Source organism: Burkholderia sp. Bp8991, from assembly GCF_003853795.1.
Lineage (GTDB): Bacteria > Pseudomonadota > Gammaproteobacteria > Burkholderiales > Burkholderiaceae > Burkholderia.
Window position 1 is genome coordinate 150,719 of sequence record NZ_QTQJ01000008.1, and the last position, 25,132, is coordinate 175,850.

The window sequence follows — 25,132 nt, forward strand, 5'->3', positions numbered from 1 at the left end:
GCCACGTTGCCCCCAATCGTTCGCGCAACTTTCTCCGTGGAATTTATCGGCGCATAAATGCGCATTGCTGCTGCCCATGCGGCTGAAAAGCGTGGTCTAGGCATATCCCTCTCCGCAAACTGGATGAACGTGATGCTGTCGATGCCAATCGGGGTTCTGCGAGAAACGCGTCATTTCTCGCGTCGAACCGGGATGGCCGCATCACGGGGAGCGAAGGAAGTTACCGAGCCTGGGCAACTGCTGACAATTGGACTTGTTCGAAAATAGGGGCGTGTACGAACGTATGAGTCACGCGCAGCCCTCGGCAGACGGCATCGTCGATGCCTGCCGGGCCGCTGTGGTGCGGGGCGGTGCCGCACATGTGAAACACCCCGAACGCCGGGCTTGAATCCAGCATTCGGGGTGTCGTGTATCGACGGCGTTTCGCCGAAGCGTCAATCCCGCGCGACGTCCTTCGCCGCCGGTGACGCGCCGTGGCTCAGCCAGTCGAGCACGTCGGCCGTTTCGTCGTCGCTCGCCCGTGCGCGCGCCTGCGCGACGGCCTCCGGCAGCTCGCCGTTGGTCGACGCGCGACGGATCGCGACGCCGACCGCGAGGATGTCGATCATCAGCAGATGCAGGATTCGCGAGATCATCGACAGCTGAGATTCGCGCATCTCGATGTGATCGGTCTCGAGCGCGACGGTCGCGCGCTTCGCGAGCGGCGTGTTGCTCGACGTGATCGCGATCACCTTCGCGCCGGCCTGCATCGCGACCTCCAGCACACGCAGCAGCTCCGGCGCGCGTCCCGACTTCGACACCGCGACGATCACGTCGCCCTTGCCGAGCAGCGCGGCCGATGCGGCCTGCATGTACAGGTCGCCGTACGCGATCGTCGGGATTCCGAAGCGGAAGAACTTGTAGTGCGCGTCCTGCGCGACGATGTTCGAGTTGCCGAGCCCATAGAACTCGATGCGGCGCGCACCGTTCAGGATCTCGATCGCGTTCTCGACGTGCTCGAAGTTCAGGTGTTCGCGCAGCTGCAGGATCGCGGACACCGTGTTGTCGAGCACCTTCGCGCCGAAGTCGGTGGCCGTGTCGCCGAGATGGACCTGGCTGTGGCTCATCGGAATCGTGCCGGTGAGGCCGGTCGCGAGCTTCAGCTTGAAGTCCGACAGCCCCTGGCAGCCGAGCGAGCGGCAGAAGCGGATCACCGTCGGCTGGCTCACGTCCGCCTTGCGCGCGATGTCGACGATCGGGTCGTTGATGATCGAGCGCGGATGGTTCAGCGCGAGATCGGCGACGCGGCGCTCGGCCGGCGTCAGCGCGTCGCGCATCTGGCGGATCCGCTCGAACACGGCCGACGACGCGCCGCCCGAACGGTTCGACAGCTGCTCCGCGAGGATCGCCGATACCCCGAGGAACGCCGGATATTCGGCGGTGATCAGGTAGGTCGGGATGTTCTGGAGATACTGCGTGAAGCGGCCCTTCGCCTCGAAGCGTGCGCGGAACGACGAGCGCGTGAACAGTTCGCCGAGCTTCAGCGCGACGCCGCCGCCGATGTACACGCCGCCGAGCGCGCCGAGCGTCAGCGCGACGCTGCCCGCGAACGCGCCGAGGATCCCGCAGAAGCATTCGACCGTCTCGAGCGCGAGTGCGTCGCCCGCATGCGCACGCTCGACGATCTCGGCCGTGTCGACGGTCGCGGCGACGCGCTTCTTGTCGCGCGCGGCGAGCGCACGATAGATGATCTCGATGCCGGGCCCCGCGCACACGCGCTCGAACGACACGTGCGGAAACTTCTTGCGCGCGTACTGCAGCACGAGATCCTCGCGCTCGTCCTGCGGCGCGAACGACGCGTGACCGCCTTCGCTGCCGAGCGCGATCCAGCGGTCGTCCGCCGGAATCAGGCCGGACACGCCGAGCCCGGTGCCGGGCCCGAGCAGCCCGATCACGCTGTTCTGGCGGCGCGCGCCGCCGCCGATCTGCACGCGCTGCGCATCGGTCAGGCCCGGCAGCGCCATCGCGAGCGCGGTGAAGTCGTTGACGACGAGCAGCGTGTCGAAGCCGAGCGCGCGGCGCGTCGCCTCGATCGAGAAGCTCCAGTCGTGATTGGTCATCGTCACCTGGTCGCCGTCGACCGGGTTCGCGATCGCGATCGCCGCGTGGTTCACGCGGCTGATCTTCACGTCCTTCAGATACTTGCGGATCGCGTCGGTGAGCGTCGGGTAGTCGGCGCCGGGATAGACGCGGATCTGCGTGATCTCGCCGGGGCCGGTTTCCAGCGCGAATCGCGCGTTGGTGCCGCCGACGTCCGCGAGCAGGCGCGGGCCGTCGGCATGCTGGCCCGCGACGACAGCCTTACTTTGCGCACCAGTAGACATCGAGCTGGGTCCCCTTGTCGTTGGCCAGTTGGGAAATCGCGTTCTTCTGCAGCGTCGCGGCCGCGGCGTCGAGGACGTCGCGCTTGGCGGGGCCCGCGATCAACAGGAACAGCCGGTCGACGCGCTTCAGCGCATCGAGCGAAAAGCTCACGCGTGCATGCGGCGCGGCGCCGGGATGCACGGCGACGAAGCGCTCGGGCGTCGTGATCGCATGGTCCCATTCGGGCGCGTCCGCGAAGATCGACGCCGTGTGGCCGTCCTCGCCCATGCCGAGCACCGCGACGTTCGGCACGCGGTAGTCGGCGTTGGCGTTGAGCGCGGCGACGTGCGCATCGAGCGATGCGCGCGTGTCGACGAGCGGCAGGAAGCGGGCAGGGGCCGCCGCGTGCTGCAGCAGCGTGTCGCGCACGAGGTGCGCGTTGCTGGCCGCATCGTTCTCCGGCACCCAGCGGTCGTCGACCAGCGTGACGTCGACGCCGGCCCAGTCGAGCGCTGCGTGCGACAGCGTGTGCAGGAACGGGCGCGGGCTCGTGCCGCCGGACACCGCGAGCGTCGGGCGCGCGGGGCCGCCGAGCGCGGCGCGCAGCGCATCGCCGACGGCGCGCGCGAGCGCTTCGCTTTGCGCTTCCTGGGTGTCGAAAGCGTGGATCTCGATCACATCTCCTCCGGACTGCTTTGTCTGTTCAATTCGTGCGAATCGTGGGGCACGTTGCCGCGCGCTGGCGCGCACGGCAACGGTTTGCATCAGTTTTCTTCTTCGAGCCAGCAGGTGCCGTGCTGCGCGAGCATCGCGCTCGCCGCGGCCGGCCCCCACGTGCCTGCCGCGTACGGCTTCGGCGGCTTCAGCGAGCGTGCCCATTCGTTCAGGATCGGCTCGACCCAGCGCCACGCGGCTTCCTGCTCGTCGCGACGCACGAAGAGGGCGAGGCGGCCGTTGATCACGTCGAGCAGCAGGCGCTGGTACGCCTCCATCTGCCCTTCCTTGAAGAACTGGTCGAACGCGAGGTCGAGGTGCACGCTCGCGAGGTTCATCCCTTCGCCGGGCTGCTTCGCGAGGCAGTACAGGCGAATCGTCTCGTTCGGCTGCAGCCGGATCACGAGGCGGTTCGAACCGGGGCGCAGCGCGGTCGGGCCCAGCGCCGAGTGCGGCACCGGCCGGAAGTTCACGACGATCTCCGCGACGCGGTCGGCCAGACGCTTGCCGGTGCGCAGGAAGAACGGCACGCCGGCCCAGCGCCAGTTCTCGATCTCGACCTTCAGCGCGACGAAGGTTTCGGTCGGGCTGTCGGGTTTCACGCCGGGCTCGGTGGCATAGGCCGGCACCTGTGCGCCCTTGATCACGCCCGCATGATACTGGCCGCGCACCGCGACCTTGCCGATGTCGCGCGGATCGATGGGCTTCAGCGCACGCAGCACGCGCAGCTTTTCGTCGCGCACCGCGTCGGAATCCATCGAGTGCGGCGGCTCCATCGCGACGATCGACAGCAGCTGCAGCAGGTGGTTCTGCACCATGTCGCGCAGTGCGCCCGTATTGTCGTAGAAATCGCCGCGCGCCTCGACGCCGAGCTCCTCGGCGATCGTGATCTGGATGCTCTCGACCCATTCGCGGCGCCACAGCGGCTCGAACAGCGCATTGCCGAAGCGCAGCGCGAGCAGGTTCTGTACCGGCTCCTTCCCGAGATAGTGGTCGATCCGGTAGATCTGGTCTTCCGCGAAGATCTCGCCGACCGCGTCGTTGATCGCGTTCGACGATTTCAGGTCGTAGCCGAGCGGCTTCTCGAGCACGATGCGCGCGCCCTCGTTCAGGCCGACCGACGCGAGCGCCTTGCAGATCGGCACGAACAGCGACGGCCCTGTGGCGAGATAGAACACGCGGATGCCGGACAGCTGCGCGACCGCGTCGCGCAGCACGACGTAGTCCTCCGCACGGCCGAGGTCGAGCTTCACGTATTCGATGCGCTCGAGGAAGGATTTCCACACGCTTTCGTCGAATGCCTTGCCGGCCGCCTTCGCCGCATGCGGCTTCACATGCGTGTCGACCCACTCGAGATAGCCGGCCCGATCCGATTCGTGCCGCGCGACGGCAACGATCCGGCCGCTTTCCGCAAGCATGTTGCCGCGGTGCGCTTCGAACAGCGCGGGCAGGATCTTGCGCATCGACAGGTCGCCGGTGCCGCCGAAAAGTACGAAGGTAAAGCTGGAATCGGTATGCATGTGTCTCCGCCGATTGGGGGTGCTGGGAAGCGATCCGTAGTGCGATAAAAATATTTTTGACACTGAATTGTAGTTTAACTACAATCCGCCGCAAGGGGTAGCACCTGGGCGAAGAAAAAAAGAAGCGCGGTCGATGAACTGCGCGAGCTTCGCCTTCGGGAGCGCCTTGTGCCGAATGTTATCGGACATTGACGGTGCGCATCGTCCGCGCATCGTCGCCCCCGGGCTCGCGCCGCGGCATCGCGGCGGGCCAGAAACACAAAGAGGAGACACGCCGTTGAATCTCGATTCACGCTTTCTGTAAGAGCCCGGCCGGTCATCGGCCCCGTACGCTGCAATGCGTCCCGCGGCTCGATTTCCCCGTCGTTTATCAAGAAGCCGGTTCCCCGTCAGGGAACCTCACGAGTTGATTCAGTCTGGAGGAGATAAGTAATGAAAGTTCGCTCGATCATGGGCGCGCTCTGCGCCGCGGGTCTGATGGCTGGCGCCGTGGCGGCGCAGGCGGCCGAGAACGTAACCGTGCTGCACTGGTGGACCTCGGGCGGCGAGTCGAAGGCCGTCGGCGTGCTGAAGGACGACGTGCAGAAGCAGGGTTACGTGTGGAAGGACTTCGCGGTCGCGGGCGGCGCTGGCGCCGCGGCGATGACCGCGCTGAAGACCAAGGTGATCAGCGGCGACGCACCGTCGGCCGCGCAGATCAAGGGCCCGCTGATCCAGGACTGGGCCGACCAGGGCGTGCTCGTCAACATCGATTCCGCCGCCGGCGACTGGAAGCAGAACCTGCCGCCGGAAATCGACAAGATCATCAAGTACAAGGGCCACACCGTCGCCGCGCCGTTCTCGGTGCACCGCGTGAACTGGCTCTATATCAACAAGGCCGCGCTCGACAAGGTCGGCGCGAAGGTGCCGACCACCTGGCCCGAATTCTTCGCGGTGGCCGACAAGCTGAAGGCTGCCGGCATCCAGCCGGTCGCGATGGGCGGCCAGCCGTGGCAGGACCTGACGCTGTGGGAAGACGTCGTGCTGTCGCAGGGTCCGGCGTTCTACAAGAAGGCGCTCGTCGATCTCGACCAGGCCACGCTGACGTCGCCGCAGATGCTGTCGGTGTTCGACACGGTGCGCAAGATCCAGGGCTACTTCGACACGGGCCGCAACGGCCGCGACTGGAACCTCGCGACCGCGATGGTGATCAACGGCAAGGCCGGCATGCAGTTCATGGGCGACTGGGCGAAGGGCGAGTTCGAGAACGCCGGCAAGAAGGCGGGCAAGGACTACATCTGCGCGGCGGTGCCGGGCACCGCGAATTCGTACACGTTCAACGTCGACTCGTTCGTGTTCTTCCAGCAGAAGGGGCAGAAGGACGCGACGCCGGGCCAGGTCGCACTCGCGAAGACGATCATGACGCCGGACTTCCAGGAGCAGTTCAGCCTGCTGAAGGGCTCGGTGCCGGTGCGCCTCGGCGTGAAGATGGACAAGTTCGACGACTGCGCGAAGAAGTCGTATGCCGACGAGCAGACCGCGATCAAGTCGGGCGGCTTCGTGCCGTCGCTCGCGCACGGGATGGCGCAGGGCGATGCAACGGCCGGCGCGATCACCGACGTCGTGACGAAGTTCATGAACTCGCAGCAGGATTCGAAGAGCGCGGTCGCCGCGCTCGCGAAGGCCGCGAAGGTGAAGTAAAGCGCGACAGGCGCCCGGCCGGAAACGCAGGATCGGCCGGGCGTTCCTGCATGTGCAGCAAACGGGCTCGCTCGCGGGCCCGTGTCGTACCCGGCGCCGGCCCGGCCTGCGTCACCCTCGTTCCAGGAGTCGAATCAAGTGGCTGCCCCTCTTAGCGGAAACGGATCCGGCGCTGCCGCCGCACGGCGCACGTCGCCGATGTCGGCCTTCGCCGATCGCTGGATTCCGAAGCTCGTGCTCGCGCCGAGCCTCGCGATCGCCGTGGTGTTCATCTACGGCTTCATCCTGATTACCGGCTATCTGTCGCTGACCAATTCGCGGCTGTTGCCGAACTACGAATTCGACGGCTTCGGCCGTTATTCGGATCTGTTCCAGAACGACGTGTGGTGGACCTCCGCCGCGAACCTCGGCTGGTTCGGGATTCCGTTCATCGCGATCTGCGTCGCGCTCGGGCTGTTCCTCGCGATCCTGCTCGACCAGCGGATCCGCAACGAAGGCGCGCTGCGCGCGATCTTCCTGTATCCGATGGCGCTGTCGTTCATCGTCACGGGCACCGCATGGCAGTGGATCCTGAACCCGGGCCTCGGCCTGGAGAAGGTGATGCACGACTGGGGCTGGACGAGCTTCTCGTTCGGCTGGCTCGACGATCCGGACAAGGCGATCTTCTGTATCGTGATCGCCGCCGTGTGGCAGTCGACCGGCTTCGTGATGGCGCTGTTCCTCGCCGGGTTGCGCGGCGTCGACGCGGAGATCTTCAAGGCCGCGCAGGTCGACGGCGCGACGCTGCCGACCATCTACCGCAAGATCGTGATCCCGAGCATGCGCCCGGTGTTCTTCTCGGTGCTGCTGATCCTCTGCCACATCACGATCAAGACCTTCGACCTGGTCGTCGCGCTGACGGCCGGCGGCCCCGGCACGTCGTCGTCGCTGCCGGCCATGTTCATGTACACGTTTTCGTTCAACCGCGGCCAGCTCGGGCTCGGCGCGGCGTCGTCGGTGATGATGCTCGCGACCGTGGTCGCGGTGCTGGTGCCGCTGATGTATATGGAATCGAGGAGCACCCGCAATGCAGCCTAAAGTGACGATCAGCCGGGCAGTGATCTATGCGGCGCTGATCCTGTTCGCGCTGTATTTCCTGTTCCCGATCTACGTGATGCTGTCGACGTCCTTCAAGGACCTCGAGCAGCTGCGCACCGGCAACCTGTTGACGCCGCCGACGCACTGGACCTTCGATCCGTGGGTGAAGGCGTGGAGCGGCGCGTGTACCGGCGTGCGCTGCGACGGCATGAAGCCGTTCTTCCTGAACTCGCTGCAGATGGTGATTCCGGCCGTGCTGATCTCGTCGCTGATCGGCGCGTTCAACGGCTACGTGCTCACGCACTGGCGCTTTCGCGGCGCGGATGCGCTGTTCACGATGATGCTGGTCGGCTGCTTCATCCCGTTCCAGGTGATCCTGCTGCCGATGGCGCGCCTGCAGGGGATGCTCGGCCTCGCCAACACGATTCCGGGCCTGGTGTTCGTGCACGTCGTGTACGGCATCGCGTTCACGACGATGTTCTTCCGCAACTTCTACGTGAGCGTGCCGGCCGAGCTCGTGAAGGCCGCGCGCATCGACGGCGCGGGTTTCTTCACGATCTTCACGAAGATCCTGCTGCCGGTGTCGCTGCCGATCTTCATGGTGTGCCTGATCTGGCAATTCACGCAGATCTGGAACGACTTCCTGTTCGGGATCGTGTTCTCCGGCGTCGACTCGATGCCGATCACGGTTGCGCTGAACAACCTCGTCAACACGTCGACGGGCGTGAAGGAATACAACGTCGACATGGCCGGCGCGATCATCGCCGCGCTGCCGACGCTGCTCGTCTACGTGGTCGCCGGCCGCTACTTCGTGCGCGGGCTGACGGCGGGCGCGGTGAAGGGGTAAGCGCGGCTTCATCCGATACGACGAACCGGCCGCGCACGACGCGCGGCGCATCGAAACGAACCCGACGCGGCGCCGTGGCGCCGCGCGAGACGAGACAGAGGATTCACAGCATGGCAAGCCTTTCCATCCGTGACGTGTACAAGACCTACCCGAACGGGGTGCCGGTTCTGAAGGGTGTCGACATCGAGATCGAGGACGGACAGTTCCTGATCCTGGTCGGCGGCTCGGGCTGCGGGAAGTCGACGCTGCTCAACATGATCGCCGGTCTCGAGACCGTGACGAGCGGCGAGATCTGCATCGACGGCAAGGTCGTCAACGACCTGTCGCCGAAGGATCGCGACATCGCGATGGTGTTCCAGTCGTACGCGCTGTACCCGTCGATGACGGTGCGCGAGAACATCTCGTTCGGCCTGAACATCCGCAAGGTGCCGAAGAGCGAGCAGCAGCAGATCGTCGAGCGCGTGTCGGCGATGCTGCAGATCCAGCATCTGCTCGACCGCAAGCCGGGCCAGCTGTCGGGCGGCCAGCGCCAGCGCGTCGCGATGGGGCGCGCACTGGCGCGCGATCCGTCGCTGTTCCTGTTCGACGAGCCGCTGTCGAACCTCGACGCGAAGCTGCGCATCGAGATGCGCGCGGAAATCAAGCTGCTGCACCAGCGCCTCGGCACGACGATCGTCTACGTGACGCACGACCAGATCGAGGCGATGACGCTCGGCGACCGGATCGCGGTGATGAAGGACGGCGTGGTCCAGCAGTTCGGCGCGCCGCAGGAAATCTACGATTCGCCGTCGAACCTGTTCGTCGCGGGCTTCATCGGCGCGCCGCCGATGAACTTCATCAACGGCCGCCTGGTCGAGCAGGGCAGCGGGGTCGCGCTCGAGATCGATACGGGCCTCGCGCGCAGCGCGCTGAACCTGCCGTTCGACGCGAAGCGGATGAACGGCCACGTGGGCCGCGAGGTGATCCTCGGCCTGCGTCCGGAGCGCATCACCGACGCGCGCAATGCGCACCACGGCGAGGCGTCGAAGCTGCAGCCGATCGACGTGCGCGTCGACGTGACCGAGCCGACCGGGCCGGACACGCACGTGTTCGCGCAGGTCAACGGCAAGCGGATCGTGAGCCGCGTGCACCCGGCCGCGAACCCGCAGCCGGGGCAGACGCAGTCGCTGCTGTTCGACGTGTCGAAGGCGGTGCTGTTCGATCCGGCGTCGGAAGAGCGGATCGCGTGAGGCCGCGGTTGCGCTGAATGAAGAAGGGGTCGTCTCGAAGGAGCGGCCCCTTTTGTTTCTGGCGGTGCGTCCGGTGTTGCGGCGGCGATCAGTGCGGCAACCGCACGTCGAACTTGAAGGTCGCGAGCCGCGCGACGAGGATGAAGCCGGTCGCGAGCAGCACGCTGTACACCGAGTCGAACTGCAGCCACGCGAGCAGCAGGTAGAACCAGCAGCCGACGAACGCGCAGGTCGCGTACGGCCGCGAATCGCGCAGGATCAGCGGGATGTCGTTGCACAGCACGTCGCGGATGATGCCGCCGACCACGCCGGTGATCACGCCCATCATCACCGCGATGAAGCGCGGCATCTCGGCATCGAGCGCGATCGCGGTCCCCGAGATGCTGAAGATGCCGAGCCCGATCGCGTCGGCCACCAGCAGCAGCCGCTCGGCCGACAGCCGCGACAGCATCCGCAACACGAACGGCGCGAACAGCGCGAGCACGAAGATCGCGATCACGTAGTCGTCGTGCACGACCCAGTAGAACGGCCGGCGTTCGAGCAGGATGTCGCGCAGCGTGCCGCCGCCGAATGCGGTGGCGAGCGCGACGACGAACGTGCCGACCGAGTCGAGACGGTTCTTGCGCGCCTCGATGAAGCCCGAGATCGCGAACGCCAGCGTCGCGATCGCCTCCAGTACCGCGATCGCGAGCGTCAGCCTAGGATGCGGCACGCGGCCCCCGATCGGCGGGCGCCGCGAGCGGCTGCAGCAGCACGAGCACCGCGCCCGCGCCGCCGTCGTGGCTGCGCGCCTCGCAGAACGCGATCACTTCTTCCTTCTGCACGAGCCACGCGCGCACCTTGCCTTTCAGCACGGGTTCCTTGCCGATCGAGCCGAGCCCCTTGCCATGGATCACGCGCAGGCAGCGTAGCCCCTTCTTGCCGGCTTCGCGGATGAATTCGGCGAGCGCATCGCGCGCCTCGTCGCGCCGCATCCCGTGCAGGTCGATCTGCGCCTGCACGATCCACGCGCCGCTCCTCAGCTTGCGCACGACGTCGCGACTGATGCCGGGGCGGTGGTAGTACAGCGATTCGTCGCTGTCGAGCAGCGTCTCGGGATCGAATTCGTCGGACAGCGTCGCGTTCAGCACGGCTTCCTCGTCGCGCTGCGTCTGCTTCGGCACCGGGTCGGGTGGCGTACGGCCGGATTTCGCGCGCGGCGGCGCGTTCAGCGGCTGGATCGCGCCGATTTCGTTGCGGAACAGGTTCGCGTCGGCTTCGGCCTTGCGTTCGGCCTTCGCGGTTTCGATGCGCTCGCGGTCGCGGCGATCGGCTTCGCCTTGCAGCGACTTGCGCAACGCGCCGAGGCCGGCCAGGCCCTGGCCGCGCAATGCGGCGGCGTCGGGCGCGGGCGGCGGCGCCGCGGGCGCCGGGTTTGCGGGACGGGCGGCGATCTTCCGCTTCGCGGGATCGCTCGGATGGGGCTGGTTCTTCGCCATGATTCGGTAACCGGGCAGGCGCGTTCGGGCGCGCGGGCACAAAAAAAGCCGCTGCGCGACGGCAGCGGCTTTCCGGTCAAGCCCGCTTCGCGGCAGCGGACCCCATTGTAGCGCCCGGCGCGCGAAGGCTCGACGCTTACTTCTTGTCGTGCAGGCTTTCGAGGTAGCGCTGCGCGTCGAGCGCGGCCATGCAGCCCGTGCCGGCGCTCGTGATCGCCTGGCGGTACACGTTGTCCTGTACGTCGCCGGCGGCGAACACGCCCGGCACGCTAGTCGACGTCGCGTTGCCCTGCAGGCCGCTCTTCGTCAGGATGTAACCGTCCTTCATCTCGAGCTGGCCCTGGAACAGGTCGGTATTCGGCTTGTGGCCGATCGCGACGAACACGCCCTGCACGGTGAGGTCCTGCTTCTCGCCGGTCTTCACGTTCTTGATGCGCAGGCCCGTGACGCCCGAATCCTCGCCCGTCACTTCGTCGAGCACGTGATCCCACTTGATGTCGACGACGCCTTCCTTTTCCTTCTCCAGCAGGCGGTCGATCAGGATCGGCTCGGCGCGGAACTTGTCGCGGCGGTGGATCACCGTGACCTTCTTCGCGATGCCCGTCAGGTAGAGCGCTTCCTCGACCGCCGTGTTGCCGCCGCCGATCACCGCGACTTCCTGGTTGCGGTAGAAGAAGCCGTCGCAGGTCGCGCAGGCCGACACGCCCTTGCCCATGAACAATTCTTCGGACGGCAGGCCGAGATACTGTGCGGATGCGCCGGTCGCGATGATCAGCGAGTCGCACGTGTATTCACCCGAATCGCCGATCAGCCGGATCGGCTTTTCGTGCAGTTTCGCGGTGTGGATGTGGTCGAAGACGATTTCGGTGTTGAAACGCTCGGCGTGCTCGAGGAAGCGCGCCATCAGTTCCGGGCCTTGCACACCCTTCGCGTCCGCCGGCCAGTTTTCGACGTCGGTCGTGGTCATCAGCTGGCCGCCCTGCGCGATGCCGGTGATCAGCACCGGGGACAGGTTGGCGCGAGCCGCGTAGACGGCAGCCGTGTAGCCGGCGGGGCCGGAACCGAGAATCAGGACTTTGGCGTGTTTGGGCGTGGACATGTGCGAATCCGTAAAGGGCGGCCGCGGCGGGCGGGGTAAGGCTCGCCGGACGGTCTGGGTTGACCGGGATGCCGTCGTAGATGGGTATCAGACGCGCATTATAAAGGCCCCGTTGCTGCGCTGCCGAACGAGAGTTTCAATCGTGGCGATAGCGTTCGTCGGCGGATCGCCAGCAGCGGCGGGGCAGGTTGGGCGGGGTCGGGTCGGGTCGGGTTGGGGCGGGCGGCTGCGGCCCGTGGCGGCGCATTGCCGCGGCCGGGCGTCACGGGCCGACCGGCGGCCGGATCGCGTGCGTGGGTATCGGCTTCGGCCGCCCCGACCCTCTTATGTAACCGTCATTTACACTTGGCGCCCCGGTGCAGCGTTTACAATAAGCGCGATCGAACGACAGGCGGGCGCGCGGCCCGTCCTCTTTATACGGATTCATGGCAAAAGCTCCTTATTCCGCCCAGGCACAGGCGTTGCCGCACCGGATGTCGAAGCTCCTCACGGAGATCCGCTGGATTCTCCAGGTCGCGCTCTGCGCTTTTCTGGTGATGGCCCTGTTGAGCTACAGCCGGCGCGATCCGAGCTGGACGCACGCCGCGCAGGTGGACCACATCTCGAACTGGGCCGGCCGCGTCGGCGCGTGGACGGCCGACATCATCCTGCTGCTGTTCGGCCTGTCGGCCTACTGGCTGATCGTGCCGCTCGGGCGGCGCATCGCGGTCAACTACCGGCGCATCACGCGCCACGAGGCGGTCGCCGACGAACCCGAGCGGCCGATCGGCTGGCTCACCGAGATCCTGGCGTTCGTGCTCGTCGTGCTCGCGTGCGACGGCATCGAGGCGCTGCGCATGTGGTCGCTGAAGGTGCAGCTGCCGCGCGCACCGGGCGGCGTGATCGGCGAGGCCGTGGCGGGTGCGATGTCGCACGCGTTCGGCTTCACCGGCGGCACGCTGCTGCTGCTGATCCTGCTCGCGATCGGCCTGTCGCTGTATTTCCGCTTCTCGTGGCTGTCGGTCGCCGAGCGCGTGGGCGGGGCGATCCTGTCCGCCGTCAACGTCGCGAAGCTGCGCCGCGAGGCCGAGCGCGACCGCAAGCTCGGCGAGGCCGCGGCCGTGCGCCGCGAAGGCAAGGTCGAAGAGGAGCGCGTGCGCATCGAGGATCACGAACCCGTGACGATCGTGCCGCCGGTCGTCACGCCGGCGAAGTCCGAGCGCGTCGAGCGCGAGCGCCAGGTGCCGCTCTTCACCGACCTGCCGGGCGATTCGACGCTGCCGCCGGTGTCGCTGCTCGATCCCGCGCCGAAGACGCAGGAAGCGATTTCTGCCGATACGCTCGAATTCACGTCGCGCCTGATCGAGAAGAAGCTGAAGGACTTCGGTGTCGAGGCGAGCGTCGTCGCTGCGTATCCGGGCCCGGTCGTCACGCGCTACGAGATCGAGCCGGCCACCGGCGTGAAGGGCAGCCAGATCGTCAACCTCGCTAAGGATCTCGCGCGTTCGCTGTCGCTCGTGTCGATCCGCGTGGTCGAGACGATCCCCGGCAAGAACTACATGGCGCTCGAGCTGCCGAACCAGCGCCGCCAGACGGTCCACCTGTCCGAGATCATCGGCTCGGAAGTCTATGCGGCCGCGTCGTCGGCGCTGACGCTGAGCCTCGGCAAGGACATCGGCGGCAAGCCGGTCTGCGCGGACCTCGCGAAGATGCCGCACCTGCTGGTCGCCGGCACGACCGGTTCGGGCAAGTCGGTCGGGATCAACGCGATGATCCTGTCGCTGCTGTACAAGGCCACTGCCGAGCAGGTGCGCCTGATCCTGATCGATCCGAAGATGCTCGAAATGAGCGTCTACGAAGGCATTCCGCACCTGCTGTGCCCGGTCGTCACCGACATGCGCCAGGCCGGCCATGCGCTGAACTGGACGGTCGCGGAGATGGAGCGCCGCTACAAGCTGATGAGCAAGCTCGGCGTGCGCAACCTGGCGGGCTACAACAACAAGATCGACGAAGCGGCGAAGCGCGAGGAAAAGATTCCGAATCCGTTCAGCCTGACGCCGGACGATCCTGAACCGCTCGGCCGCCTGCCGAACATCGTCGTCGTGATCGACGAGCTGGCCGACCTGATGATGGTCGTCGGCAAGAAGGTCGAGGAACTGATCGCGCGGATCGCGCAGAAGGCGCGCGCGGCCGGCATCCACCTGATCCTCGCAACGCAGCGTCCGTCCGTCGACGTGATTACCGGCCTGATCAAGGCGAACGTGCCGACGCGGATCGCGTTCCAGGTGTCGTCGAAGATCGACTCGCGCACGATTCTCGACCAGATGGGTGCCGAATCGCTGCTCGGGATGGGCGACATGCTTTACCTGCCGCCGGGCACCGGGCTGCCGGTGCGCGTGCACGGCGCATTCGTCGCCGACGACGAAGTGCATCGCGTCGTCGAGAAGCTCAAGGAGCAGGGCGAGCCGAACTACGTCGAAGGGCTGCTCGAAGGCGGCACGGCCGACGGCGACGAGGGCTCGGCCGGCGCGGGAACCGGCGAAGGCGGCGAGGAGTCTGATCCGCTGTACGACCAGGCGGTCGAGATCGTCATCAAGAACCGCCGCGCGTCGATTTCGCTCGTGCAGCGCCATCTGCGGATCGGCTACAACCGCGCGGCGCGGCTGCTCGAACAGATGGAACAGTCGGGGCTCGTGTCGGCGATGTCGTCGAGCGGCAACCGCGAAATTCTTGTGCCGGCGCGCGACGCGGAATGAGTCCGCGGCGCCCGCAGCGCCGGCCACCCAGGGAGAAAACCGCAATATGCAGCAACATTCGTTCGCAGTGTCCCTTCGTTCGACGCGGCGCTGGCTCGGCGCGGCGCTCGCCGGCGCATCGCTGATGCTCGCGGCGACGCACGCGTTCGCGGGCGGCACCGAGCAGCTGAAGGCCTTCGTATCGCAGGTGCGCTCGGCGAAAGGCGATTTCACGCAGCAGATCGTCAAGGCGCCGGCGAAGGGCGCGAGCGCCGTGCAGGCCGCGCCGAAGCCGAACGACAACTCGAGCGGCACGTTCGTGTTCTCGCGTCCGGGCAAGTTCATCTGGACGTACCAGAAGCCGTACCAGCAGGTGCTGCAGGCCGACGGCGACAAGCTCTACGTGTACGACCGCGACCTGAACCAGGTCACCGAACGCAAGCTGAACGGCGCGCTGGGCGCGAGCCCGGCCGCGATCCTGTTCGGCAGCAACGATCTCGACAAGAACTACACGCTGCGCGATGCAGGCGAGAAGGGCGGCATCGAGTGGCTCGAGATGCTGCCGAAGGCGCAGGACACGCAATTCCAGCGGATCGGCATCGGCTTCCGCAACGGCACGCTCGCCGCGATGGAATTGCACGACGTGTTCGGCAACGTCACGCTGCTCACGTTCACGAACATCCAGACGAACCCGCCGCTGAAGAGCGATACGTTCAAGTTCGTCGTGCCGAAGGGCGCGGACGTGATCAACGGCTGACCGGCACCACGCCGTTTTCCCGACACGGGCCTGCCGGCGACGGCAGGCCCGTGTTGTTTTTTGGGGCGCGGGCATCGGGCGTCGGGCATCGGGCGTCGGGATCGGGCGCAAGCACCAGGCGCGGCGGTGCAGTCGCGCGGCTGTCATAATGTCGGGTCCGGCGGCCCGTTCGGCCGCCATCGTTTGATCTGGAGCGAGGGTTCATGTCCGACCTGTTTCAAGTCGAGCCGCGCCGGCCGCTCGCCGAGGCGCTGCGGCCGAAGACGCTCGCCGAGGTGATCGGCCAGACGCATCTGCTGGGCGAAGGCAAGCCGCTGCGGCTCGCGTTCGAATCCGGCAAGCCGCATTCGATGATCCTGTGGGGGCCGCCCGGCGTCGGCAAGACGACGCTCGCGCGCCTCACCGCGCTCGCGTTCGACTGCGAGTTCATCGCGCTGTCCGCGGTGCTCGGCGGCGTGAAGGACATCCGCGAGTCGATGGAGCAGGCGAAGGACACGCTGAATCGCACCGGCCGCCACACGATCCTGTTCGTCGACGAAATCCACCGCTTCAACAAGGGTCAGCAGGATGCGCTGCTGCCGTTCGTCGAGTCGGGGCTCGTGACCTTCATCGGCGCGACGACCGAGAACCCGAGCTTCGAAGTCAACTCGGCGCTGCTGTCGCGGGCGCAGGTGTACGTGCTGCAGTCGCTGAACGACGACGAGATGCGTCAGCTGCTCAAGCGCGCGCAGGAAATCGCGCTCGACGGGCTCGCGTTCGACGACAAGGCGATCGATACGCTCATCGGTTATGCGGACGGCGACGCGCGGCGCTTCCTGAACCTGCTCGAGCAGGCGCAGACGGCCGCAGCCTCGGCCAAGGTCACGACCATCGATGCCGAGTTCGTCAGCAGCGCGATGACGCTGAACGCGCGGCGCTTCGACAAGGGCGGCGACAACTTCTACGACCAGATCTCGGCGCTGCACAAGTCGGTGCGCGGTTCGAGCCCGGACGGTGCGCTGTACTGGTTCTGCCGGATGATCGACGGCGGCGCGGATCCGAAATATCTCGCGCGGCGCATCGTGCGGATGGCGTGGGAAGACATCGGCCTCGCCGATCCGCGCGCACTGCAGGTGGCGAACGACGCGGCCGAGACCTACGAGCGGCTCGGCTCGCCCGAAGGCGAGCTGGCGCTCGGGCAGGCGGTGATCTATCTCGCGTGCGCGGCGAAGAGCAATGCGGGCTACAACGCGTTCAACCAGGCGATGGCGTTCGTGAAGCAGGACAAGTCGCGCGAGGTGCCCGTGCATCTGCGCAATGCGCCGACCAAGCTGATGAAGGAACTCGGCTACGGTCACGCGTATCGCTACGCGCATGACGAGCCGAATGCCTATGCGGCCGGCGAGTCGTATCTTCCGGAAGGGATGCGCGAACCGCGCTGGTACAAGCCGGTGCCGCGCGGGCTCGAATCGAAGATCGCCGACAAGCTCGCGTGGCTGCGCGAGCTCGACCGCGAGGCCGGCAAGAAGGACTGACCGGCTGCGCGCGGCCCGACGGCCGGCGCTGCCGGGGGGCGTGTCAGCGCCGGCGGCCCGGCTGCTTCTTCCAGTACTCGAACGGCTCCTCGTGGCAGTCGATGTCGAGCTCGGCGACCCGTGCGTGCAGGCGCTCCTGCGCATCGGCGATCGCGAGGTTGTAGATTGCCGGCGCGATTTCCTCGACGAAGAAATGCAGCAGCGCACCGGCCTGGATGTTGCCGATCGGCTCGTCCATGTTTTCTGTGAAATAGCGTTGCAGCGACGCGATCGCGCGGTCGCGAACATCCTTGTCCAGTTCGATGGCCATCGGGTTCCCTCGGGTGATGGTGATGCGAAGACGGGTGCGTTGCCCGCCGCGTTGCGCCCGGCCGGGGCGGCTGTCGCGCGCTGCGCCGCGGCGTCGCGCAACGCGCTTCGCCGGCTGCGGGCGCGCAGGCCGGCAATGCGATACTGCCACGCCCGTCGCGCGTTTGCGGCACTGTCCATCCGGCCAATGCCGTGGCGGCCCCGCGGTGCGTTAGAATTCCCGTCTTACACAACGATTTTCCAAGTCCTCCCATGCTCGACATCCAGTTGCTGCGCAAAGACCTCGACGGCGTCGCGAAGCGCCTCGCCGATCGCGGCTACACCCTCGACGTCGCCGCGTTCTCCGCCCTCGAAGCGGAACGCCGTGCGATCCAGACCCGTACCGAAGAGCTTCAGGCGCGCCGCAACAGCCTGTCGAAGCAGATCGGCGCGATGAAGGGGAAGGGCGAGGACACGTCGGCCGTCATGGCCGAAGTCGGCGGGATCGGCGACGAAATGAAGGCGTCGGAGGCCAAGCTCGGCGAGATTCAGACGCGCCTGTCCGACCTGATGCTGGGCATGCCGAACATCGCGCACGAAAGCGTGCCGGTCGGCAAGGACGAAGCCGACAACGTCGAAGTGCGCCGCTGGGGCACGCCGCGCCAGTTCGACTTCGAGGTGAAGGATCACGTCGACGTCGGCACGCCGCTCGGCCTCGATTTCGAAACCGGCGCGAAGCTCGCCGGCGCACGCTTCACGATGCTGCGCGGCTCGATCGCACGCCTGCACCGCGCGCTCGCGCAGTTCATGATCGACACGCACACGCTGCAGCACGGCTACAGCGAGACGTACACGCCGTACATCGTGAATCCCGAGATCCTGTACGGCACGGGCCAGCTGCCGAAGTTCGCGGACGACATGTTCCGCGTCGAGAAGGGCGGCGCCGAAAACACGATCACGCAGTACCTGATCTCCACGTCCGAGATTTCGCTGACGAACACCGTGCGCGAGTCGATCGTCGAAGGCTCCGCGCTGCCGATCAAGCTGACCGCGCATTCGCCGTGCTTCCGCTCCGAAGCCGGCTCGTATGGCCGCGACACGCGCGGGATGATCCGCCAGCACCAGTTCGACAAGGTCGAGATGGTGCAGGTCGTCGCGCCGGACGCGTCGTATGCGGCACTCGACGAGATGGTCGGCCACGCGGAGGCGATCCTGCAGAAGCTCGGCCTGCCGTACCGCGTGATCACGCTGTGCACGGGCGACATGGGCTTCTCGGCCGCGAAGACGTTCGACCTCGAAGTGTGGCTGCCCGCGCAGAACACCTATCGCGAGATCTCGAGCTGCTCGAACACCGAAGCGTTCCAGGCGCGCCGGATGCAGGCGCGTTTCCGCAACGCGCAGGGCAAGCCGGAACTCGTGCATACGCTGAACGGCTCCGGCCTCGCGGTCGGCCGCACGCTCGTCGCAGTGCTGGAGAACTACCAGAATGCCGACGGTTCGGTCACGGTGCCCGAGGCGCTGCGTCCGTACATGGGCGGCATGGAGCGAATCGAAGCGCCGGCGCAGGCGTCGTGAGATTGCTGCGCGATCGGTCTTCGACGGGCTCGCAAAAAAATTTGCAAAAAACGCTTGTGAGTTACGAAGAGATCGTTCTATAATCTTTTCTTTCCCGGACACGACCAACCGGGAAATGAAGCAGCAAGGAAGGAGAGGTGGCAGAGTGGTCGAATGTACCTGACTCGAAATCAGGCGTACGGTTTCCCCGTACCGTGGGTTCGAATCCCACCCTCTCCGCCAAAATACGAAGCCCCGTGATCCGGAAGGATCACGGGGTTTTTCGTTTTGGTCGCCCGGTGGCGAGCGTGGATGCGATGTGCGGTACGCGCGCGTACCGATCGGCCGGCACCCGCTTGGGCGTTGTTGCCTCGGTTCCCGCCGCCCACGGATCGCCACGGGCTTCGTGCTCGACCCGCACGGTTCCCGCCGCCGCTTGCCCGCTTCAGCCTTGACCTCGCGCGCCGTTAACAGAGCGGTCGGCGGCTCGCGCTTTTTGCGCGGTCGCCGTTCTCCGACGATCCAAGGTCCCATGAAGCTGAGCTACAAGATTCCCCTCGCATTCGCCATTGCGCTGCTGCTGATGTTCTGTGGCGCGCTGTACGGCATCCGCATTCTCAATCGCTCGATCGACACGTTCGCGAACGACGTGCAGACGCACGTTGCCGACGAGCGGCTCGTATCGGCCACGCTCGTGCAGTTCAAGCTGCAGGTGCAGGAATGGAAGGACACGCTGCTGCGCGGCAAGCAGCCCGACAAGCTCGACAAGTACTGGCAGGCATTCCAGACGCGCGAGCGCACGGTAGACACGCTCGCCGCGCAGCTCGTCGGCGAGCTGCCGCCCGGCGAGAGCCGGACGCTCGTCGAGCAGTTCATGCGCGCGCATGCGGCGATGGGCGACGGCTACCGGCGAGGGTTCGACGCGTTCAAGGCCGCGGGCTTCGAGCCGACGGCCGGGGACGCGGCCGTGGCGGGCGTCGACCGGGCGCCCGCCGCGCTGCTCGAGCGCGCGGCGAAGGCGATCGCCGACGAGAGTGCTGCCGTATCGTCGCAAGCGAGCCGCGATGCGCGCCACGCGACCGCGGCGAGCGTCGTGCTCATGCTGATCGTGCTCGGCATCGCGATGATCGGTGCGTTCCTGTTCAGCCGCGCGATCCTGCGGCCGCTCGATCGCGCCGTGGCCTGTGCACAGGCGGTGGCCGGCGGCGACCTGACGCGCGACGTCGACGCGGCCGGCCGCGACGAGATCGCCGATCTGCTGCGCGCATTGAAGACGATGCAGGCGAGCCTGTCGGGTGTCGTGCTCGAGGTGCGTACGCATGCCGAAGCCGTCGCGACCGCGAGCGCGCAGATCGCGGCGGGCAATCACGACCTGTCGTCGCGCACCGAGGCGCAGGCTGCCTCGCTCGAGGAAACCGCGGCCAGCATGACCGAACTGACGGGCATCGTGCGCCAGTCGGCCGAACACGCGCAGCATGCGGCGCAGCTCGCACGCGACGCATCGGACATCGCGTCCGCGGGCGGTGGCGTGATGACGGACGCGGTCGGCACGATGAGCGGGATTGCCGCCAGCGCGGCGAAGGTCGGCGAGATCATCGCGGTCATCGACGGCATCGCATTCCAGACCAACATCCTCGCGCTGAACGCGGCCGTCGAGGCGGCGCGCGCGGGCGAGCAGGGGCGCGGCTTCGCGGTCGTCGCGTCGGAGGTGCGCACGCTCGCGCAGCGCAGCGCGGCCGCCGCCAAGGAGATCAAAACGCTGATCGAGCAATCGACGCGGCGGGTCGACGAGGGCGCCGTGCTGATCGCGCGAGCGGGCGAATCGATCCACGAGATCGTCGGCGCGGTGCAGCGGGTCACGTCGATCGTCGGCGAGATCTCGTCCGCTTCGCAGGAGCAAAGCGGCGGCATCCAGCAGGTGAACGTCGCGGTCACGCAGATGGATGAAGCGACGCAGCGCAATGCGGCGCTGGTCGAACAGGCGTCGGCGGCGACGCAGGCGCTGGCCGAGCAGGCGAGCGCGCTGCGGCACGCGGTCGCCGTGTTCAGGCTGCCGCAGGCCGCGTGATGATATTGCCGACCGCGACCGCGACCGCGACCGCGACCGCGACCGCGACCGCGACCGCGACCGCGCCGTCCTGCGTCACCCCGCGGCCGAATACTGCGCGAGCACGCGAGCGCGGATCGATGGCTTGATGTTCGATTGCGCCATGTTGCCGCCATAGTGCGCGACGACACGCGGATTCATCACGCGATACCAGAGCGGCGGCACATAGGCGAACAGGATCATCGTCGCGTAGCCGGCCGGCAGTTGCGGCGAGTCGTCGAAGTGTCGCAGCGCCTGGTACGAGCGCGTCGGGTTCGCGTGATGGTCGGCGTGCCGCTGCAACTGGTACAGGAACAGGTTGGTGACGACGTGATTGCTGTTCCACGAATGCTGCGGCGTGCAGCGCTCGTAGCGGCCGCTCGGCAGCTTGAGGCGGCCGAGCCCGTAGTGCTCGACGTAGTTGACGACTTCGAGCAGCGACGCGCCGTACACGGCCTGGATCACGAGGAACGGGATCACGATCTTGCCGGCCATCGCGAGCGCGATGCCCCACACGACGACGGTCATCGCCCACGCGCGCAGCACCTCGTTGCGCCAGGTCCACGGCGAATGCCCGAGCCGCTCGAGGCGTGCCTTCTCGAGGCGCCACGCCGAGCGGATGCTGCCCGTCACCGTGCGCGGCAGGAAGGCCCAGAACGATTCGCCGTAGCGCGCGCTCGCCGGATCCTCGGCCGTCGCGACGCGCACGTGATGGCCGCGGTTGTGCTCGACGAAGAAGTGCCCGTACGCCACCGGCGCGAGCGTGACTTTCGCGAGCCAGCGCTCGAAGCGGCTGGTCTTGTGCCCGAGTTCGTGCGCGGTGTTGATCGAGATGCCCGTTGCGGCGCCGAGCGACAGCGCGAAGCCGACGTAGTCGTACCACGCGAGCGCATGCGTGCCGACGATCCGCACGCACATGAAGAACGCGATGTATTCGACCAGCGTCGCGAGATAGACGATGTAGCGGTAGTAGCGCTCGCGTTCGAGATGCGGGACGACGGCTTCGGGCGGATTGTCGCGATCGTCGCCGATCAGCGTGTCCAGGACCGGGATCACGCCGAACGCGAATAGCGGGCCGAACCACCAGAACACGTGGAGGCCCGTCGACAGCGCGAGCTGGGCCGAGAGGATCGGCAGCGTGATCGTCACCGCGCCGAGCAGCCACAGATAACGTTTGCCATCCGACCAGCCCGAGGCCGATGCGTCGGTCATTGCCATTGTCTCCCTCCTTTTCGGGGCCGGCTCCCGCGTGTGCGGGTGCGGCGGCCGAGTGACGCGCTTGTCGTCGTTCGAATCGTCGTGGGTCCGCGGCACGGCGCGCGGCACCGGATCGGTGGTCCGGTTGTGCCAGTTATACGACCGTCGCGCGCGCTTTCCAAACCCCGCCGCTAGGCGGGCGACTCCAAACGGCGGCCCGTGCAGGACGCGGGCCGGGAGGGGCCTGCGCCACGGTGATTGAAACAGGCCGGAGCGGGCCCGATCCGCTCGCGCAGCCGGTATTCTCGTCGGATGAATACGGCAGACCACACGCGCGAGTATGCGGCGGCGGGGTCCGCAACGAATGTTGCAATGCAATAAATGCGACGCGACATCGCGTGGCGGCGCGGCTTTTTGGGATACATATATTACGGATCATTACGGCGCCGCTGCGGGGAAACGTCGGACCTTGACCACATGAATGCCAAGCATGACAAGGCGAGCGGGGCGACGCGTCCGACTTCGCCGTTCGGACTGCCACGCGTCGCGGCCCGTCGACGCGTCGATGCTGCACCCGCACACCCGCGCGTGCGCGACGCGTGCTGCCTTTCGATCCGCGCTGTCATTTGAAAATTACGATTTGACTCATGCCCCGCTTTCGGTTGAAGCTAGTAACTTGCTGTCCGAAGGGGGCTGTGCCTGCATGAGTTCGACCTTGACCGTTCGTCGTATCGCTGCCGATCAGGGCGGCGTGTATCGCGAACTCCGCGCCGCATCGCTGCGTGAGCCCTACGCGCCCGGTGAAGCGCCGGAGGCCGAATTGCTGAACGTCGATTCCGACGCGGCGGCGGCCATCGCCGCGCTGCGTGCCGCGTCCGACGAGTCGACGACTTTCCTGCTGTACACCGAAGGCCATCCGGCCGGCATGATCGGCGCGTATTTCGACACGACGCCCGAGCGGCGCGCATTCGTCAGCGAGCTGTGGGTCGCGCACGCGGTCCGCCACCTGCGCGGCGGCGTGCTGTTGCTCGAAACGGCTACCGCGTGGCTGGCCGAACGCGGGGCGCGGGACGTCTACGCATGGATCGCCGATGCGAACCGCAACGCGATCCGTTTCTACGAACGGGCGGGCTTCGGCAACACGGGCGAGCATGCGCCGATCGCGCGGATGCCCGGCGCGATGAAGTCGTTGTTCGTGTCGCACTTCAACACACCCTGACGCATGAATGCGCGGGCCGCACGGCGTGATGAAGGCCCGGCCGCCCGCCCGACTGCCCGCCTGCCGGTTGCGCGCTCGCCGCGACCGTCGCCCCCTGGCTCCCCAAAAATAATGGCCGCACGCGTGGACGCCTGTAAAATACGCAAAAATTTTTTGCAGAGTGTCCATGTCGCTTAAAAAATCGCCATTCTTCGAGCTGCGCAGCGGATCGGTCGATACGTTGCTGTTCACCGTGAAGACGACCGATCTCGATGCGTTGCGTACCGAACTGGTCAAGCGCTTCGAAGCGACTCCCGAGTTTTTCGCCGATGATGTCGTCGCGATCGACGTCCGCCGCCTCGCGGACGGCGAACGCGTCGCGCTCGCCGACATCCGCCAGATGCTGAACGACGTGCGGATGCGCCCGGTGGGCGTCGTCGCGCTGGCGACGCAGGGCTGGGCGGGGGAAGCCGGCCTGCCGTTGCTCGAGGCGCGCGATCGCCGCGTGTCGGCCGCGAAGCCGGCCGAGGAAGCGGAGGCGGCGCCCGTCGCGGCGCCGGCCGCTGCCGCGGCAGCCGAACCGGCGCCGGAACCTGCGCCGACGCCGGTTGCGGCGGGCGGCCAGACGCTGGTGATCGACCGGCCGCTGCGTTCGGGGCAGCAGATTTACGCGAAAGGAGACCTCGTGGTGCTGGCGCCGGTCAGTCACGGTGCCGAGATCATCGCGGAAGGCAACATCCACATCTACGCGCCGTTGCGCGGCCGCGCACTCGCGGGCGTGCACGGCAATCACGACGCGCGCATTTTCTGCACGTGTCTGGAGCCGGAACTGATTTCGATCGCGGGTATCTATCGAACGACCGAGAACCCGTTGCCCGCCGACATACTGGGCAAATCGGTGCAGATCCGGCTCGAAGAGGAAAAACTGATGATCGAACCGCTGCGCCTGACGTGATTCACGCGGCACGCTCCGGGTCGATCGGCTCTCATTGACGAACACAGGGTATTGGGTAAATGGCAAAAATCATCGTGGTGACTTCGGGCAAGGGCGGCGTGGGCAAGACGACGACCAGCGCGAGCTTCGCGTCCGGCCTCGCGCTGCGCGGCCACAAGACGGCCGTGATCGACTTCGACGTCGGCCTGCGCAACCTCGATCTCATCATGGGCTGCGAGCGTCGCGTGGTGTATGACCTCGTCAACGTGATCCAGGGCGAAGCGAACCTGAACCAGGCGCTGATCAAGGACAAGAAGTGCGAGAACCTGTTCATCCTGCCGGCATCGCAGACGCGCGACAAGGATGCGCTCACGCGTGACGGTGTCGAGAAGGTGCTGAACGACCTGGTCGCGATGGACTTCGAATACATCGTCTGCGACTCGCCGGCCGGTATCGAGGCGGGCGCGCTGCACGCGATGTACTTCGCGGACGAAGCGCTGATCGTCACGAACCCGGAAGTGTCGTCGGTGCGCGACTCGGACCGCATTCTCGGCATCCTGTCGTCGAAGACGAAGCGCGCGGCCGAAGGCAAGGATCCGATCAAGGAACACCTGCTGATCACGCGCTACAGCCCGAAGCGCGTGAGCGAAGGCGAAATGCTGTCGCTCGAGGACATCAGCGAGATCCTGCGCATCAAGCTGATCGGCGTGGTGCCGGAATCGGAAGCCGTGCTGCACGCCTCGAACCAGGGCCTGCCGGCCGTGCACATCGACGGCACCGACGTTGCGGAAGCGTACAAGGACGTCGTCGCGCGCTTCCTCGGCGAGGACAAGCCGCTGCGCTTCACCGATTATCAGAAGCCGGGCCTGCTGCAGCGCCTCTTCGGCAGCAAGTAACGGAGGC

At 66.7% G+C, this 25,132-nt stretch carries 20 protein-coding genes and 1 tRNA gene; 13 read left to right on the forward strand and 8 right to left on the reverse strand.

Annotation, left to right across the window (positions count from 1 at the left end; all coding sequences use genetic code 11):
- Positions 1 to 434 precede the first annotated feature (434 nt).
- From DIE02_RS11795 to zwf, 3 genes are all read right to left on the reverse strand, one after another.
- Positions 435 to 2,363: a bifunctional transcriptional regulator/glucokinase gene (locus DIE02_RS11795; RefSeq protein ID WP_124487775.1), complete on the reverse strand. Its 1,929-nt coding sequence runs from the start codon at positions 2,361 to 2,363 to the stop codon at positions 435 to 437.
- Entirely contained in the window at positions 2,341 to 3,021 is a 681-nt protein-coding gene (gene pgl / locus DIE02_RS11800) for a 6-phosphogluconolactonase (RefSeq protein WP_124522130.1), read from the reverse strand. Before pgl ends, DIE02_RS11795 begins: the two co-directional genes overlap by 23 nt.
- 86 nt (positions 3,022 to 3,107) lie before the next feature.
- Positions 3,108 to 4,577, reverse strand: a complete 1,470-nt coding sequence (gene zwf / locus DIE02_RS11805) for a glucose-6-phosphate dehydrogenase (RefSeq protein WP_124487777.1) — start codon at positions 4,575 to 4,577, stop codon at positions 3,108 to 3,110.
- Positions 4,578 to 5,009: 432 nt separating this feature from the next.
- Here zwf and DIE02_RS11810 point away from each other — a divergent pair, with 432 nt between their 5' ends.
- The 4 genes from DIE02_RS11810 to DIE02_RS11825 all read left to right on the forward strand — a co-directional run bounded on the left by DIE02_RS11810 (position 5,010) and on the right by DIE02_RS11825 (position 9,410).
- Positions 5,010 to 6,257, forward strand: coding sequence for an ABC transporter substrate-binding protein (locus DIE02_RS11810; RefSeq protein ID WP_124521642.1), 1,248 nt, complete (start codon positions 5,010 to 5,012; stop codon positions 6,255 to 6,257).
- 138 nt (positions 6,258 to 6,395) lie between these two features.
- Positions 6,396 to 7,334 (forward strand): carbohydrate ABC transporter permease, encoded by a 939-nt coding sequence (locus DIE02_RS11815; RefSeq protein WP_124487779.1) that lies wholly within the window; start codon positions 6,396 to 6,398, stop codon positions 7,332 to 7,334.
- A complete protein-coding gene (locus DIE02_RS11820) occupies positions 7,324 to 8,181 on the forward strand; it encodes a carbohydrate ABC transporter permease (protein WP_124522128.1) in 858 nt (285 codons plus the stop codon). Before DIE02_RS11815 ends, DIE02_RS11820 begins: the two co-directional genes overlap by 11 nt.
- A 110-nt stretch (positions 8,182 to 8,291) precedes the next feature.
- The gene (locus DIE02_RS11825) at positions 8,292 to 9,410 is read left to right on the forward strand and encodes an ABC transporter ATP-binding protein (protein ID WP_124521644.1); all 1,119 of its coding nucleotides are present in this window, start codon (positions 8,292 to 8,294) and stop codon (positions 9,408 to 9,410) included.
- Between the two features lie 88 nt (positions 9,411 to 9,498).
- Here DIE02_RS11825 and DIE02_RS11830 read toward each other — a convergent pair whose 3' ends face one another.
- The 3 genes from DIE02_RS11830 to trxB form a co-directional block, all read right to left on the reverse strand.
- Positions 9,499 to 10,122 (reverse strand): trimeric intracellular cation channel family protein, encoded by a 624-nt coding sequence (locus DIE02_RS11830; RefSeq protein WP_044846208.1) that lies wholly within the window; start codon positions 10,120 to 10,122, stop codon positions 9,499 to 9,501.
- Positions 10,109 to 10,888 (reverse strand): Smr/MutS family protein, encoded by a 780-nt coding sequence (locus tag DIE02_RS11835; RefSeq protein ID WP_124487780.1) that lies wholly within the window; start codon positions 10,886 to 10,888, stop codon positions 10,109 to 10,111. The genes DIE02_RS11830 and DIE02_RS11835 overlap by 14 nt, the downstream gene beginning before the upstream one ends.
- Before the next feature lie 136 nt (positions 10,889 to 11,024).
- On the reverse strand, positions 11,025 to 11,987 hold the full coding sequence (trxB, locus tag DIE02_RS11840) for a thioredoxin-disulfide reductase (RefSeq protein WP_044846206.1): 963 nt from the start codon (positions 11,985 to 11,987) through the stop codon (positions 11,025 to 11,027).
- A 425-nt stretch (positions 11,988 to 12,412) separates the two neighbouring features.
- On the opposite strand from trxB, the gene DIE02_RS11845 reads away from it, so the two are divergent.
- The 3 genes from DIE02_RS11845 to DIE02_RS11855 all read left to right on the forward strand — a co-directional run bounded on the left by DIE02_RS11845 (position 12,413) and on the right by DIE02_RS11855 (position 16,972).
- Positions 12,413 to 14,722 carry a DNA translocase FtsK gene (locus DIE02_RS11845; protein ID WP_124487781.1) on the forward strand — a complete coding sequence of 770 codons (2,310 nt, stop codon included), beginning with the start codon at positions 12,413 to 12,415 and terminating at the stop codon, positions 14,720 to 14,722.
- A 46-nt stretch (positions 14,723 to 14,768) separates the two neighbouring features.
- Complete coding sequence (gene lolA, locus DIE02_RS11850) at positions 14,769 to 15,458, forward strand: outer membrane lipoprotein chaperone LolA (protein ID WP_044846204.1); 690 nt, start codon at positions 14,769 to 14,771, stop codon at positions 15,456 to 15,458.
- Positions 15,459 to 15,661: 203 nt separating this feature from the next.
- Complete coding sequence (locus DIE02_RS11855; protein ID WP_044849211.1) at positions 15,662 to 16,972, forward strand: replication-associated recombination protein A; 1,311 nt, start codon at positions 15,662 to 15,664, stop codon at positions 16,970 to 16,972.
- Between the two features lie 43 nt (positions 16,973 to 17,015).
- Here the strand turns inward: DIE02_RS11855 and DIE02_RS11860 are convergent, their stop codons facing one another.
- Entirely contained in the window at positions 17,016 to 17,282 is a 267-nt protein-coding gene (locus tag DIE02_RS11860) for a DUF2164 domain-containing protein (RefSeq protein WP_124487783.1), read from the reverse strand.
- 251 nt (positions 17,283 to 17,533) lie between these two features.
- Here DIE02_RS11860 and serS point away from each other — a divergent pair, with 251 nt between their 5' ends.
- From serS to DIE02_RS11875, 3 genes are all read left to right on the forward strand, one after another.
- A complete protein-coding gene (serS, locus tag DIE02_RS11865) occupies positions 17,534 to 18,835 on the forward strand; it encodes a serine--tRNA ligase (RefSeq protein WP_044849213.1) in 1,302 nt (433 codons plus the stop codon).
- Between the two features lie 131 nt (positions 18,836 to 18,966).
- Positions 18,967 to 19,057 (forward strand) — tRNA-Ser (locus tag DIE02_RS11870).
- Between the two features lie 289 nt (positions 19,058 to 19,346).
- A complete protein-coding gene (locus tag DIE02_RS11875; protein ID WP_124487784.1) occupies positions 19,347 to 20,882 on the forward strand; it encodes a methyl-accepting chemotaxis protein in 1,536 nt (511 codons plus the stop codon).
- A 75-nt stretch (positions 20,883 to 20,957) separates the two neighbouring features.
- On the opposite strand, the gene DIE02_RS11880 is transcribed toward DIE02_RS11875, so the two are convergent.
- Positions 20,958 to 22,118: an alkane 1-monooxygenase gene (locus tag DIE02_RS11880; RefSeq protein WP_124522126.1), complete on the reverse strand. Its 1,161-nt coding sequence runs from the start codon at positions 22,116 to 22,118 to the stop codon at positions 20,958 to 20,960.
- 544 nt (positions 22,119 to 22,662) lie between these two features.
- Between DIE02_RS11880 and DIE02_RS11885 the strand changes: the two genes are divergently transcribed.
- The 3 genes from DIE02_RS11885 (at position 22,663) to minD (ending at position 25,125) form a co-directional block, all read left to right on the forward strand.
- The gene (locus tag DIE02_RS11885; RefSeq protein WP_260426262.1) at positions 22,663 to 23,316 is read left to right on the forward strand and encodes a GNAT family N-acetyltransferase; all 654 of its coding nucleotides are present in this window, start codon (positions 22,663 to 22,665) and stop codon (positions 23,314 to 23,316) included.
- Between the two features lie 166 nt (positions 23,317 to 23,482).
- On the forward strand, positions 23,483 to 24,250 hold the full coding sequence (gene minC, locus DIE02_RS11890; RefSeq protein ID WP_124522124.1) for a septum site-determining protein MinC: 768 nt from the start codon (positions 23,483 to 23,485) through the stop codon (positions 24,248 to 24,250).
- 59 nt (positions 24,251 to 24,309) lie between these two features.
- Positions 24,310 to 25,125: a septum site-determining protein MinD gene (gene minD / locus DIE02_RS11895; RefSeq protein ID WP_044849298.1), complete on the forward strand. Its 816-nt coding sequence runs from the start codon at positions 24,310 to 24,312 to the stop codon at positions 25,123 to 25,125.
- Positions 25,126 to 25,132 lie beyond the last annotated feature (7 nt).

What these genes read in the sequence shown, in the direction of transcription:
- DIE02_RS11795 (WP_124487775.1), bottom strand. Translation starts at nt 2,363, where the DNA reads ATGTCTACTGGTGCGCAAAGTAAGGCTGTCGTCGCGGGCCAGCATGCC.
- zwf (WP_124487777.1), bottom strand. Translation starts at nt 4,577, where the DNA reads ATGCATACCGATTCCAGCTTTACCTTCGTACTTTTCGGCGGCACCGGC.
- DIE02_RS11810 (WP_124521642.1), top strand. Translation starts at nt 5,010, where the DNA reads ATGAAAGTTCGCTCGATCATGGGCGCGCTCTGCGCCGCGGGTCTGATG.
- DIE02_RS11820 (WP_124522128.1), top strand. Translation starts at nt 7,324, where the DNA reads ATGCAGCCTAAAGTGACGATCAGCCGGGCAGTGATCTATGCGGCGCTG.
- DIE02_RS11825 (WP_124521644.1), top strand. Translation starts at nt 8,292, where the DNA reads ATGGCAAGCCTTTCCATCCGTGACGTGTACAAGACCTACCCGAACGGG.
- DIE02_RS11835 (WP_124487780.1), bottom strand. Translation starts at nt 10,888, where the DNA reads ATGGCGAAGAACCAGCCCCATCCGAGCGATCCCGCGAAGCGGAAGATC.
- trxB (WP_044846206.1), bottom strand. Translation starts at nt 11,987, where the DNA reads ATGTCCACGCCCAAACACGCCAAAGTCCTGATTCTCGGTTCCGGCCCC.
- DIE02_RS11845 (WP_124487781.1), top strand. Translation starts at nt 12,413, where the DNA reads ATGGCAAAAGCTCCTTATTCCGCCCAGGCACAGGCGTTGCCGCACCGG.
- lolA (WP_044846204.1), top strand. Translation starts at nt 14,769, where the DNA reads ATGCAGCAACATTCGTTCGCAGTGTCCCTTCGTTCGACGCGGCGCTGG.
- DIE02_RS11855 (WP_044849211.1), top strand. Translation starts at nt 15,662, where the DNA reads ATGTCCGACCTGTTTCAAGTCGAGCCGCGCCGGCCGCTCGCCGAGGCG.
- DIE02_RS11860 (WP_124487783.1), bottom strand. Translation starts at nt 17,282, where the DNA reads ATGGCCATCGAACTGGACAAGGATGTTCGCGACCGCGCGATCGCGTCG.
- serS (WP_044849213.1), top strand. Translation starts at nt 17,534, where the DNA reads ATGCTCGACATCCAGTTGCTGCGCAAAGACCTCGACGGCGTCGCGAAG.
- DIE02_RS11875 (WP_124487784.1), top strand. Translation starts at nt 19,347, where the DNA reads ATGAAGCTGAGCTACAAGATTCCCCTCGCATTCGCCATTGCGCTGCTG.
- DIE02_RS11880 (WP_124522126.1), bottom strand. Translation starts at nt 22,118, where the DNA reads ATGGCAATGACCGACGCATCGGCCTCGGGCTGGTCGGATGGCAAACGT.
- DIE02_RS11885 (WP_260426262.1), top strand. Translation starts at nt 22,663, where the DNA reads ATGCTGCACCCGCACACCCGCGCGTGCGCGACGCGTGCTGCCTTTCGA.
- minC (WP_124522124.1), top strand. Translation starts at nt 23,483, where the DNA reads ATGTCGCTTAAAAAATCGCCATTCTTCGAGCTGCGCAGCGGATCGGTC.
- minD (WP_044849298.1), top strand. Translation starts at nt 24,310, where the DNA reads ATGGCAAAAATCATCGTGGTGACTTCGGGCAAGGGCGGCGTGGGCAAG.